Annotated in this window: 10 protein-coding genes; 5 read left to right on the top strand and 5 right to left on the bottom strand. The window is 56.8% G+C overall.

Annotated features, from left to right (window positions below):
- Window positions 1–67 precede the first annotated feature (67 nt).
- The gene (dapD, locus tag QOL67_RS03625; RefSeq protein WP_283424576.1) at window positions 68–895 is read left to right on the top strand and encodes a 2,3,4,5-tetrahydropyridine-2,6-dicarboxylate N-succinyltransferase; all 828 of its coding nucleotides are present in this window, start codon (window positions 68–70) and stop codon (window positions 893–895) included.
- Between the two features lie 63 nt (window positions 896–958).
- Here the strand turns inward: dapD and QOL67_RS03630 are convergent, their stop codons facing one another.
- Together QOL67_RS03630 and QOL67_RS03635 are read right to left on the bottom strand one after the other, a co-directional pair.
- The gene (locus QOL67_RS03630; RefSeq protein ID WP_283424577.1) at window positions 959–2,032 is read right to left on the bottom strand and encodes a transporter substrate-binding domain-containing protein; all 1,074 of its coding nucleotides are present in this window, start codon (window positions 2,030–2,032) and stop codon (window positions 959–961) included.
- A gap of 111 nt (window positions 2,033–2,143) precedes the next feature.
- Window positions 2,144–3,724, bottom strand: a complete 1,581-nt coding sequence (locus QOL67_RS03635; protein WP_283424578.1) for a choice-of-anchor L domain-containing protein — start codon at window positions 3,722–3,724, stop codon at window positions 2,144–2,146.
- 353 nt (window positions 3,725–4,077) lie between these two features.
- On the opposite strand from QOL67_RS03635, the gene QOL67_RS03640 reads away from it, so the two are divergent.
- The gene (locus tag QOL67_RS03640) at window positions 4,078–4,446 is read left to right on the top strand and encodes a hypothetical protein (protein ID WP_283424579.1); all 369 of its coding nucleotides are present in this window, start codon (window positions 4,078–4,080) and stop codon (window positions 4,444–4,446) included.
- A gap of 16 nt (window positions 4,447–4,462) precedes the next feature.
- On the opposite strand, the gene QOL67_RS03645 is transcribed toward QOL67_RS03640, so the two are convergent.
- Both QOL67_RS03645 and QOL67_RS03650 read right to left on the bottom strand, forming a co-directional pair.
- On the bottom strand, window positions 4,463–5,557 hold the full coding sequence (locus QOL67_RS03645) for a Hint domain-containing protein (RefSeq protein WP_283424580.1): 1,095 nt from the start codon (window positions 5,555–5,557) through the stop codon (window positions 4,463–4,465).
- 3 nt (window positions 5,558–5,560) lie between these two features.
- Entirely contained in the window at window positions 5,561–7,132 is a 1,572-nt protein-coding gene (locus tag QOL67_RS03650; protein WP_283424581.1) for a Hint domain-containing protein, read from the bottom strand.
- A gap of 292 nt (window positions 7,133–7,424) precedes the next feature.
- Here QOL67_RS03650 and dapE point away from each other — a divergent pair, with 292 nt between their 5' ends.
- From dapE to rnr, 3 genes are all read left to right on the top strand, one after another.
- Window positions 7,425–8,570 carry a succinyl-diaminopimelate desuccinylase gene (gene dapE, locus QOL67_RS03655; RefSeq protein WP_283424582.1) on the top strand — a complete coding sequence of 382 codons (1,146 nt, stop codon included), beginning with the start codon at window positions 7,425–7,427 and terminating at the stop codon, window positions 8,568–8,570.
- A 22-nt stretch (window positions 8,571–8,592) separates the two neighbouring features.
- Complete coding sequence (locus tag QOL67_RS03660) at window positions 8,593–9,141, top strand: TIGR04282 family arsenosugar biosynthesis glycosyltransferase (protein WP_283424768.1); 549 nt, start codon at window positions 8,593–8,595, stop codon at window positions 9,139–9,141.
- A gap of 125 nt (window positions 9,142–9,266) precedes the next feature.
- Window positions 9,267–11,531, top strand: a complete 2,265-nt coding sequence (gene rnr, locus QOL67_RS03665; RefSeq protein ID WP_283424583.1) for a ribonuclease R — start codon at window positions 9,267–9,269, stop codon at window positions 11,529–11,531.
- Here the strand turns inward: rnr and QOL67_RS03670 are convergent.
- The gene (locus tag QOL67_RS03670; protein ID WP_283424584.1) at window positions 11,512–12,246 is read right to left on the bottom strand and encodes a Tom37 metaxin N-terminal-like domain-containing protein; all 735 of its coding nucleotides are present in this window, start codon (window positions 12,244–12,246) and stop codon (window positions 11,512–11,514) included. The genes rnr and QOL67_RS03670 overlap by 20 nt on opposite strands.
- Window positions 12,247–12,278 lie beyond the last annotated feature (32 nt).

Raw genomic sequence — 12,278 nt, forward strand, 5'->3', positions numbered from 1 at the left:
AGCGCGTGACGCCCGCGCTCTATCCCGTTAGAACACCCAAAATTCCAAGACATCCGGAGCCTTAAACATGTCGAATGCCCAACTGGAACAAGCCATCGAAGCCGCGTGGGACGCGCGCGACACCATCACCTCCGCCACGACTGGCGAAACCCGTGACGCCATTGAGTCCACGCTGAACGCGCTGGACAGCGGCAGCCTGCGCGTGGCCGAGAAAATGGAAAATGGCGACTGGCACGTGAACCAGTGGGCCAAAAAGGCCGTTTTGTTGGGCTTCCGCATCAAAGACATGGAAATCCAGGACGGCGGCCCACAGGGCTCTGGCTGGTGGGACAAAGTCGACAGCAAATTCAAAGGCTGGGGTGAAAAACAGTGGCAAGATGCGGGCTTCCGTGCTGTGCCAAACTGTATCGTCCGCAAATCCGCCTACGTCGCGCCAAGCGTTGTTCTGATGCCATCGTTTGTAAACATCGGCGCCTATGTTGACGAGGGCACCATGGTTGACACATGGGCCACCGTTGGCTCCTGTGCGCAAATTGGCAAAAACGTTCACCTGTCGGGTGGTGTGGGTATTGGTGGTGTTCTGGAACCCATGCAGGCTGGTCCAACCATCATCGAAGACAACTGCTTTATCGGCGCCCGTTCTGAGGTGGTCGAAGGCTGCATCGTGCGTGAAGGTGCCGTTCTGGGCATGGGGGTGTTCATTGGTCAGTCCACCAAGATTGTCGACCGTGAGACCGGTGAAGTGATGTACGGCGAAGTGCCGCCTTACTCCGTGGTTGTGGCAGGCTCCATGCCGTCCAAAAACGGTGTGAACCTTTACTGCGCGGTGATTGTGAAACGCGTGGACGAGCGCACCCGCTCCAAGACCGGCATCAATGAGCTGCTGCGCGATTAAGCCCGTGTCTGATCAAAGTGAAAGGCCAGCCCCGGTGTGGGGCTGGCCTTTTTTGTTGCCCATTCAGCGGCGGAAAGTCGCGCCAAACCATGTTTCAAGCAAAGCATCATAGGTGCCATCCTCGCGCAGTTTGAGCAGAGATTGGTCAATCTCCTCACGCCATGGACTGCCTGTTGGTAGGGCAATGCCATAGTTTTCCGGTCGGTACACACGTTTGATCAGGCGAGAGTCATGACGCCCGTCGTTGGTGGCAAAATAGGCCAGGATCGGGCCGTCAAACACCACGGAGTCAATGTCACCCTCTTGAAAGGCCGCCAGCAATTCATGGGGAGTGTCAAAATCGCGGAACCGAATGTCACGCGCCGTTAGGAATTGCGCAGATGTTGACCCGTCCACGGAGCCAACTTTTCGGCCTTCCAGGTCGTTGATGCTGTCCACGGAATCCTGCAAGGCTTCGACCGTGACCGCGGCCGTAATGGTGGCCACAAAGACAGACACAACAAACAGGCTGGCGACCACAAGGATAACCGCAAAAAACCGACCCGGACGTGATTGCGGCATGCGTTCTTCAAAGCCACCGTTGACCACCAGATTTAAGGCCCACCAGAAGGATGGAAACAGCGCATCTTTAGCAGGTCGATCAAAATAGGGCTGATGGCGGCGCTCAAACACCCACATGATCATGCCACCGCCAAACAACAGGCCCAGTGCGACCAGAATGGCGGTCATGATTTCGCGTGTGAGCAAACTGCCAATCCGTGCCAGGCTGCCCGGCTCTTCTGGCAACAAGATTTGAATGCCACTCTCAAAAATCGGTTGGCTAAAATCCATCACGGTTTCGCGTGAGGCTGTGATCGAGATATTGGCAATGGCCCCGTCCACAGTGCCGGCTGCCACAGCGTCCAGCATGTTGGAGAAGCTGTCTTGCGGTGCAAATCGAATGTCTGCGCCCAAGTCCTCGCCGATGGCTTGCATCAGGTCGATGCTAAAGCCACGTGCGCCATCATCCCCCAGGAATACAAAGGGCGGGCGGTCGACAGTGGCAAAGGTGAGAGTCTCTGTGGCTTGGGCTGTTGCCAAGGACGCAAAGAGCCAGGAGGCCAGTATGGACAGGAAGGTTGTTGGGAGGACGCGCATAGTGAGTACCGGAGTTGCTTGGCCTCCCCCTATCCCGCACCAATCGAGCCGGTCAACTGCGCGGTACAGTTGACCCGAGGTTTTGTGGCTCTAATTGGGGGTTTTTGGCCTTTATGCCGCAGCCAGAAGCGCCGCGGCTTCATATTTGCGAAGAGACACACGCGCAGACGGACCGAATCCATAGCCCATCAAAGCGTCAGAAGTAGGCATGAGTCGCAAAATCTCATCTCGCGTCTCGGCATCAAAACTGTCCAACGTCTCCTGACCCGGATGGTAGCTTTCGCTGTCCAAACCGTTGGCGCGCACAATTTCATGCCGATCAAACAGGATATGCACATAGGTCACCGGCCCATGGTGTTCCCGCACGGTGATCGTTTTGCCGTTTACCAGATCCTTGGCTTTTACCAAGACTTCGGATTCACCAAACAGCATGGCGGCCTGGGAGGATTTTATCAAAATGCGGTGGTTGGGAGAAAACTCAACTGCGCCATGATTGCCAAGCGCGTCTTTTTCCAGCCGGATAGGCGCGTCCGATCCGGTGGCATGGCGCGTGGTTGTGCCAATCCAATTCAAAGATTGAAACCCGTTGTCGCGGGTCAGAACCATGTCCCCCGGCATCAGGTCTTCAACTTTTTTCAAACCGGTCTGCGTGACAATCTCCGTGCCAGCCACAAAACACGGAGCAGTGGTTGTGGTCACCTTTACAAAGCCCGTGTCGGTGTTGCCGTCGGAATCCTCCACCTCATAGGTGAAGGCCTCGCTGCCCAAATCGCTGTCTGTTTGGATCGAGAGCGTGCCATCGTCGTTCAACGTCACAACTTCGCCAGAAGGCAGTGTCACCGAATCCCCGGCACTCACTTCCTGACCGTTGATCTTGGTGATGCTCATGGTCACGCCATCGGACGCCGAGTCATTGGCCAAAACATCTACGGTTTTGGTGGCGTCGGCCCCAATTTCATATTCATCGTCATGCGCAAGAAGTGCACATTGAACCGAGTCGCCGGCAATCAGCAGATTTGAATCGTAGTTGTCATCCCCAGTGTCTGCGATGCCAATTTTGATTGTGTTGACTTCGCCTGGATTGACTGGCGCCTTGACCGTGAGCGTTACAGTCAACCCATCCATTTCGCTGTTCACAGCTTCGCCATCAGCCGGATTGTCGATATAGAGGTTGCTGTTGTCGCCGTCATTGATGTTGTCGACGGTGATGTCGCCGTCACCAAGCGATAACGTTGCTTTCTCACCGTTTATCCAAATGCCAATGGCGTCGTTGAATCCTTCGTCGACATATTCCAGGTATTCTTCGGACGAAAACACAATTTGCATGGTCAGCGTGTCGCCGTCCGGAATGAAACTGGCTTCAAACACTGCCGCGTCATAGGTTTCGTCCCCGGCAATACTGGACAGATCGTCGTCGCCTGCGGTGCCCATTTGACCGGTTGTATCGCTATTTGCGTTGGGATCGCCTTCAGAGTTTGTAAAATCCTTGGCATATCCAGTGGAGAGGATCACGCCGGAATCAGAGGGGGTGGCATCCGGTGCCACGGTATCGCCGTCTGAATAGATCCCGCTGGACATCGAGTGTCCGGTGTAGCTTGCGCCCAATACTTCGACACCAGAGCCAAAAATGGCGTCCGCCATTTGGGTCGCACTGGCACTGGTATCAATTGGCAGTTCTGATGCGGTTGGCATGGTGGTCCCCTATGTGCATTCCCAAACTATTAACGTGGCGTCTTTGCCCGATTTCTTTTGGAAACGTGGTCGATAGCTTTGGAACGCCGGACAGGCACTATTGTCCAAACATCAGCTTCGGCTCTGCAGTTGCAGAGTGGAGATTCGAAAGTCACCATTAGAAAGAGGGCACATTCTGCGCGCTGTCAGTTTGGAATATAACCCTTTCCAAAAGGTGACTAATTTTCGCAAGACTCTGAAAAATAGACTTAACTTTGCTAAAATGCGTTAGATGCAGAGCTGTAGAGTATGGTCGACAGGTTGACCCTATACCAAAGGCCACGCTAAGGCCGATCCAACAGAAAGGCCGTGTGATGACCCAGGACAAGAAAAAGAAGAAAACCCGTCAGCAAGTTTACACGCTGCTCGTTCAGGTTGGGCGCAAAGATGACGACGGTTTGCCAGACGAGGCCACCGGGGGCGCACTTATGATTTATGCCAGTGGTGTGGATGAGGCAGAGGCTGTGCGCGAAACCGTAGCGATCCTCAAGCAGGCGGATCTGAACCCACTGGACGTGACCGGGTATGGCACCGTTGAAGAGCGCGAAGAGCAAGGCCACGAGATCGATGATCAAGAACGGGAACTGATGCAGCGTGCACTGGATGAAAATTCTGTTGTGGTGGCTCAGTTGACGCCGTTTTACCACGGTGAAGAATCTGAGGACGCCACCACTGAGCACTAAACACTTTGGCGTGGCGCTATGCGGCGCGCTGGGCTGCCAAGGTCAGCGAATCAAACTCCCGTAAAACGGGGAAAGCAGTGCGGGCGTGTTCGGGCAGCAATTGTCGCGGGTATCCGGACAACAGGCTGGCACTCAGCAGATCTCGCCGCCGCCGCATCCGTCCCACATCCATGCTTTCCACATAGGTATCCGCCGCCAACATGGCTTCATGGTTGGGCAAGAGTAGCTGACAATAGGTCACCAATGGCGCGGTGCCAGCGCTGGTGGCCGCATTGCCATGCAGCAGATGTCCAGCTGGGATCAACACAAACTCGGATCCAAACATGTATTCAACGCGGCTGCCGCCAATCACCAAACGCTGAGTTGGACTGGTCACAATATCGCGGCTGAGGCCAAAAAACGGTGCACGCAGTCGAATTGGCGCAAAATGCCCTGCCGCAGGCACGGTGCGGCGCAGATTGGCCAAAACTGGCACCAAATCTCCAGATGGGGTTTGCACCACATCTCCGCGTTTTAGCTCGCCAACCCTGCGATATCCCTGTGCCGTCATCACTGGGGTGTCCTCAGACAGGCTTGGCATCGGGCCAATGGGCTCAATTCGGTTTGAAAAGGCGATAAAGGAGAGATCGCTGGACAACACCCGCGCCTCGGCATCCTGCACACACTCACGCACTTCCGCCATAGTCAAAGCGATAGGGCGGGACAATGTGCGCAGCGCCACGCGCCATGTGCCGGGTTGCTCAACGGCAAGACGGCCGACATTAGCTTGAACATCCCACGAATAGGTCACGCGCAACACGTCTGCCCGCCCGCCGGTGTCCAGATTGACGGCGACATGCGCCGTGCGCCCGCCACGGTTGATAACCAGCACCACGCCACCGCCGGGCACCGCCTGCAAGGACAGTCTGAAGCCGCTGCCGGATTGCGAGGACATCCCCAACAGTGTTTGCGGACGGTTATAAGGCGACACCCGCGTTTCCACGACCATGCTGCCCCGCGTAAGTTGGCGAGAAGATACCGGAGCGTCGTCAGGCTGCGTGTCGTGCACGTTTGCCACCCCGTTTGGGTCAAACAAGTGGCGTTGTTTATCCCATAGCGCGATCCAACTCATCGGTTACGCCTCGCCAAACGCGATTTGGGACAAGGTTGCCACTTCAAAACTGCGTAGCCCACGTCGCGCCATTTGCCCGTAGCCTGTGCCCGACACAGGATCGAGTTCGGGGAACAAGGCGCAAATCTCCGCCACGATCTCTGGCTCAAAGCTGCTCGCGGTCTGTGGACCGGGCAAATAGCTTTCCGTCATGAGTTTCTCGGAGAAGACAATCTGATGATCATCAAACATCAAGTGCACATATTCGACGTCGCCACCGGGAACGCGGCGTATGGTTTTGTCGTTCACCAAATCGCGTGCGGCCACCAGCACTTCTTCTTCACCAAACAACAGCTCAGCCCAGGCATTGCGGATCAAGACGCGGTGCAATGGCGACAGCAGCAACTCCCGATGGTTGCCAAGCGTGTTTTCCATGATCTTGATGGGGGCCATTGCGCCGGTCGCGGGCACTTTGCGTTGGCCGATCCAGCGTATCGGCTGTGGTCCGTTGTCTAAGGTCTCCACCAAGTCGCCAATGTTCAAACACTCAATCGGCACCTCGCCGTGGGGTGTTCTGATAAAGGTGCCAACCGTAAAACACGGCGCCTGATTGATCTTGATGTAGCCGACATCAGTTTTGCCGTTGCCGTCATCAATTGTGTAGGTGAGGTTGACTTCTTCTTCGTCACTGTCCCCTTCAAACGTGATAGTGCCGTCCGCATTCAGGGTGATGACTTGTCCGCTTGGCAAGGTGATCGGCGTACCAACCGTGACTGGCTGCCCCGAAATATGCGTGATGGTCAGTGCATTGCCCGTGTCGTTGACGTCATTGGCCAAAACATCAACGGTCCGCGTGCCGTTAATGGGCAGATTTACCTCATCGGTGTTGGCAATCAGCGAAGTCTGCAGTGAATTTGCGGCAATCAACAACGAACTGTCGTAGCTGCTGTCAGATACATCTGCCACAACGATGCGGATGTCGTTCATGCCTTCGACAATGTCGAAGGTCAGCGTCATGGTGATGGTGAACCCATCCATTTCCGTATTGTAGAGGCCACCGGTGTTGTCGACAAACATGCTTTCGTTGTCGCCGTTGTTGATGTTGCCGGGATCCACATCGCCATTGCCAATTTCCAATGGCACATAGCTGCCATTGATCGAGACCGCGACAAAGTCCTGATAAATCGAGCTGACGTATTCTGGATATTCTTCCGAGGCGAAGACAAACTGCATTGTCATTTGACCAGCTTCGTTGGCGATAAAGGACACATCCAGATAAGAGGCGTCGTAGGTGTTTGTCCCGGCCACCGCGTTGAACTCGGCGTTATTGTCTTCGCCGTTGGTGTCCGTGGACCGGTTAGTGCGCTGGTTGTTTCCACCCCAGCGGTTGGAAAAGTTTCTGGCATGTCCTGTGGACAGGATCACGCCTTCGTCGCTTGGCGTCGCTCCTGGCGAAACGCTGTCGCCATTTGTGTAGATGCCGGAGGAGGAGTTTTGCCCATTGTAGTCAGCGGACACAATGGTCACGCCATCACCAAAAATGGTTTCCGCCATATCCATGGCAGAAGCGCCGGTATTTACGGGCAATCTGGGCATGTCTGTTCGCCTCATATCTATGAGGCACGCCACACAACAACGCCCACCTGCTCACAGGGCGCTTATACGGGTTTCGTCGCAATTCGAGATGCGTTTGTTGGAAACCTTTGGCTGTTGAAGCCGAACTGCTGGTGACCTGCCTCGGTCTATTTTTTATTAACCCCAACTAAACAGCATATTTTTCCGCTTGTTAAGGGGTGCCCCACAGCTTTGTGTCCTAAATGTGGCTTTCCGGTCCGACATGGCTGTGCCACAACCCTTTGCGCAAGCCTGTCACACAAAGGAACCCGCCATGACCAAGACCGATGCCGCACAGTTGACCGCAGATCTGATCCGCTGTGCCTCTGTGACGCCGGAAGAGGGTGGGGCGCTGGTGTTGCTTGAGAAACAGCTCTCCGATGCTGGATTTGACTGCACCCGCGTGGATCGCGGCGACGTCAGCAACTTGTTTGCCCGCTGGGGCCGCAAAGGCGACAGCAAGACCTTTGGCTTCAACGGCCACACCGACGTGGTACCTATTGGCGATGCCGCTGCCTGGACGGTTGATCCGTTTGGCGCAGAGATCAAAGACGGCATCATGTATGGTCGTGGCGCGACCGACATGAAATCCGGCGTGGCCGCCTTTGCCGCCGCCGCGATCGATCTTGTCTCTAACACACCGCCAGAGGGTGCGATTATCCTCACCATCACCGGGGATGAAGAAGGCGATGCCATCGACGGCACAACCGCGCTTCTGGACTATATGTCCACTGAGCAAGAGCGCATGTCCGTTTGTTTGGTGGGCGAGCCAACCTGCCCAAATGAGATGGGCGAGATGATGAAAATTGGTCGCCGCGGCTCGATGACCGCCTATTTCACCTTCACCGGCAAACAAGGCCATTCCGCATATCCTCACCGCGCCAACAACCCGCTGCCGGTGATGGCGCGCCTGATGGATCAATTCTCTTCCGAGGCGCTGGACAACGGCACCGACCATTTTGACGCTTCCACCTTGGCAGTGGTCACCATGGACACTGGCAATCCTGCGACCAATGTGATTCCGGCTGAGTGCCGCGCCACGGTGAACATTCGGTTTAACGACTCTCATTCCGGTGCGTCCCTCACAGACTGGATGCAGGCCAAAGTAGACACTATTTCCGCCGAAAGTGGCGTTGGCATCGACATGAAAGTCACCATCTCCGGTGAGAGTTTCATCACCCCACCGGGGGCTTTGTCCGAGCTGGTTGCCAATTCTGTTGAAGCCGAAACCGGCCGCCGCCCAGAACTTTCCACCTCCGGCGGCACCTCGGACGCCCGCTTTGTGCAGCACCACTGCCCGGTGGTGGAATTTGGTTTGGTTGGCAAAACCATGCATCAGGTCGACGAGCAGGTACCTGTGGAGCAGATCCATCAACTGAAAGACATCTACAGCCGCATTTTGCGAGACTATTTTGCCTAAACACCGACCAAACCTTGTGGTGATGCTCAAGGAACCCCGCCCCGGTCGCGTGAAAACCCGACTGGGCCGCGACCTTGGTATGACCGCCGCCGCCTGGTGGTTTCGCCATCAATCCGCCGCGTTGCTGCGTCGCCTGCAAGATCCGCGCTGGACTCTGACCCTCGCGGTGGCTCCAGATCACCAAGGTCTCACATCCCGTGTCTGGCCACACCACCTCCCACGCGTCCCCCAAGGTGCCGGCACCCTCGGCGACCGCATGGCGCGGCAACTGCATCAGCATCCAGGCCCTACCTGCATCATCGGCGCTGACATACCCGGCATTCAGCCCGCACACATAGCGCAAGCCTTCAGGGCGCTGGGCGATCACGACGCGGTGTTTGGCCCGGCGCCGGACGGCGGCTATTGGCTGGTCGGCCTCAAGCATGCGCCCAAACCTGGTCTCTTTGCCAATGTGCGTTGGTCCACAGAGCACGCCTTGGCCGACAGCCGCGCCACTCTGCGGGACGCGCGCATTGCTACCATCGCCACGCTGACGGATGTGGACACCGCTGCTGATCTGGCGCAGCTCTAAGCTTTCTCATTCCTTAAATATCTCGGGGTTGAATTGGGCCGCAGGCCCAAGAAGGGGCTGACCCCTTAACCTGCGCCCAATTTTCTAGGCGTGACCTCCCCGCATCGCCGTGCTAGGGCCACCGCATGCCTATGCCCAGCAAAGAGGAAGTCCTTGAGTGGATTTCCGAGAACCCGACCCTCACCTCCAAACGCGACATCGCCAAAGCTTTTGGCATCAAAGGCGCTGCGCGCATCGACCTGAAGCGCTTGCTCAAAGAGCTTGAGGCCGAAGGCCATCTGCAAAAGCGTAAAAAAACCTACCGCGATCCGGAAAGCTTGCCGCCCGTCACGGTGCTGCAAATTCTCGAAGCGGATGCGGATGGGGATCTGTTTGCCCGCCCGCTGGAATGGCACGGCGAAGGGGAAGAGCCCAAAATTCTGGTGCTGCCGCGTGCCTCTGACCCCGCTCTGGGCGCGGGTGACCGCATTCTTGGTCGTCTGACCAAATTGGATGCCAGCGACGTCCAGTATGAAGCGCGCCTCATTCGCCGCATTGGCGCCAACCCACAGCGTGTCTTGGGCATGTTCCGCAAAACCGCCGAGGGCGGCCGCATCCTGCCAATTGACAAAGGTGACGGCAAAGAATGGTCGGTGCCGTCCGATCAAACCTATGGTGCCAAAGATGGAGAGCTGGTCGAGGCTGAGCAATCCGGCCCCAAAGGCCGCCTTGGCTTGCCGCGCGCCCGTATTGTGGCCCGCATTGGGGATCCAACAGCGCCCAAAGCTGTCAGCTTGATTGCGATCCACCAACATGGCATCCCGGACACCTTCCCCGATGATGTGATATCAGAGTCTGATAAAGCCAAACCCGCGCCTTTAGGTAAGCGCGAAGACTTGCGCGACATGCCGTTTGTCACCATCGATCCAGCGGATGCCCGTGACCACGATGACGCCTGTTGGGCGCATGCGGATGATGATCCAAAAAATAGAGACGGCCATGTGCTCTGGATCGCCATTGCTGATGTGGCCCACTATGTGCCGTCAGGCACAGCGTTGGACCGTGAGGCGCGCAAACGCGGCAACTCCAGCTATTTCCCGGACCGTGTGGTGCCAATGTTGCCGGATCGCTTGTCTGGAGATCTCTGCTCCCTGCACGAAGGTGTGCCTCGCGCAGTGCTCGCCCTGCGCATTCAGATCGACAGCCATGGTAAAAAGATCGGCCACCGCTTCTCTCGTGCGATGATCCGTTCGGTGGCCTCTCTGAATTACGGCGAAGTGCAACAGGCACAGGATGGCCAGCCCAACGAACGCTGTGCGCCGTTGATGGAGGAGATCATCCATCCGCTTTATGCCGCATATCAGGCTCTAACAACGGCCAAAGCCGAGCGTCAGCCGCTGGCGCTCGATCTGCCAGAACGCAAAATCCAGCTGTCTGAGGCTGGTGAAGTGACCTCTGTTGATTTCCGGGACCGGTTTGATGCGCACAAACTGGTCGAAGAGTTCATGGTGCTCTCCAACGTCTGTGCCGCCGAAACCTTGATTGCCAAAAAATCTCCGTTGCTGTTCCGCGTACATGAAGAGCCCAGCCCGGAGAAACTCAATGCCTTGCGGGATACGGCACAGGCTGCTGGCTTGACCTTGGCCAAAGGTCAGGTGCTGCAAACCCGGCACTTGAATCAATTGCTGGATGCCGCCGCTGGCACCGAACAGGCGGAGTTGATCAACATCTCCACCCTGCGTTCGATGACGCAGGCTTATTATGCGCCATCAAATTTCGGCCACTTTGGCCTTGCTTTGAAAGCTTATGCGCATTTCACCTCTCCCATCCGCCGCTACGCCGACCTGATTGTGCACCGGGCGCTGATCTCGGCACATGGTTGGGGTGATGATGGCCTCACACCAGACGCCTCCGAGGGGCTGGAAAAAACCGCCACACATATTTCCGACACCGAGCGTCGGTCTATGCTGGCGGAGCGAGACACCACAGACCGCTACCTTGCGGCCTATATGTCTGAGCGTATCGGAAATGAATTCACCGGCCGTATCAGTGGTATCGCCCGGTTTGGCGTGTTTGTGAAGCTGGATGAAACCGGCGCCGATGGCCTGATCCCCATGCGCGAGTTGGGGCGGGAGTATTTCCACTTTGACCAGGAAACGAACACTCTTTTGGGCTCGGACACGGGCATAGTGATTGGCTTGGGCCAAAGGGTGACGGCGCGCCTGAAAGAGGCCACGGCGGTCACCGGCGGCATCGCATTGGAGCTGATCTCACTGGATGGCGAGCTTGTGAAGCGTGCTGGCCGTGGTGGCAAAGGGCGGGGCCGAGGCGGCCCCACCCGGCGCAAGGCCACCAAGGCCAAACACAAGGCAGCCAAGACCAAACGCAAGGTCACTCGGCAGCGACGCTAAATCCTTGCATGACTGTGCCAGCGTCCGGATAGATCGCATTTCGCACCCGCGCCACATACGGCGCCAAGGCAGGACGTGCTTCGGTTGCCTTACGTAGGTCGGTGGCAATAGGCAGCATCAAGATCATGTCCAAGACCGGTGCCACGGCCGCATCGGCTGCTGTTGGCGCGTCACCAAACAGGAACTGTTTTCCGTCTAGTGTGGCGTCGATCACCTCAAGATCATTGTCAAACCGCGCCAGGCGATCTGCAGGAGAGAACCGCGCAATGCCCTCCGACATCAATCCCGCCCGCACATGGCCGCGTGCCTCGTCAGCGGCTTGATCGCGCATTGGTTCTGGAACGGCACCAAAAAAGGCGTCTTTCATCACCACCCAGCAGTCGTCATTCAGCCACCGGTCATGCACCAGACCGAGGCGTAGGCTCTCTTCAACAGTGCGGATCAAAGCGTGAGTGGCGGCTTTCTCGCTGCGGCTCAAACCCGGCATAAAGTCCGAACCATGAGACTCTAAATAGGCCTGAATGTTGTGGCTGTCTGGGATCACCGTGTCCCCAACCTGCGCCACCGGCACCTTGCCCAGCGGCAAAGACGCAAAGTCCTGCACCATTTCGGGTTGCCAATCGACCTTGGCCATTTCCAACAGGCACATGGCTTTCAGGCAGAATGGGGAATTGGACGCGATCTGTGCGTCGCCGGGAAATGTAATAAGCTTCATAGGAGGTCTCCACTGATTGGTTGTGGGGCAGT

Origin of the sequence: Shimia sagamensis, assembly GCF_900182745.1 — a bacterium.
Taxonomy (GTDB): domain Bacteria; phylum Pseudomonadota; class Alphaproteobacteria; order Rhodobacterales; family Rhodobacteraceae; genus Shimia; species Shimia sagamensis.

Coding starts and splice junctions, on each gene's coding strand:
- dapD (WP_283424576.1), top strand. CDS start 68: ATGTCGAATGCCCAACTGGAACAAGCCATCGAAGCCGCGTGGGACGCG.
- QOL67_RS03630 (WP_283424577.1), bottom strand. CDS start 2,032: ATGCGCGTCCTCCCAACAACCTTCCTGTCCATACTGGCCTCCTGGCTC.
- QOL67_RS03635 (WP_283424578.1), bottom strand. CDS start 3,724: ATGCCAACCGCATCAGAACTGCCAATTGATACCAGTGCCAGTGCGACC.
- QOL67_RS03640 (WP_283424579.1), top strand. CDS start 4,078: ATGACCCAGGACAAGAAAAAGAAGAAAACCCGTCAGCAAGTTTACACG.
- QOL67_RS03645 (WP_283424580.1), bottom strand. CDS start 5,557: ATGAGTTGGATCGCGCTATGGGATAAACAACGCCACTTGTTTGACCCA.
- QOL67_RS03650 (WP_283424581.1), bottom strand. CDS start 7,132: ATGCCCAGATTGCCCGTAAATACCGGCGCTTCTGCCATGGATATGGCG.
- dapE (WP_283424582.1), top strand. CDS start 7,425: ATGACCAAGACCGATGCCGCACAGTTGACCGCAGATCTGATCCGCTGT.
- QOL67_RS03660 (WP_283424768.1), top strand. CDS start 8,593: ATGCTCAAGGAACCCCGCCCCGGTCGCGTGAAAACCCGACTGGGCCGC.
- rnr (WP_283424583.1), top strand. CDS start 9,267: ATGCCTATGCCCAGCAAAGAGGAAGTCCTTGAGTGGATTTCCGAGAAC.
- QOL67_RS03670 (WP_283424584.1), bottom strand. CDS start 12,246: ATGAAGCTTATTACATTTCCCGGCGACGCACAGATCGCGTCCAATTCC.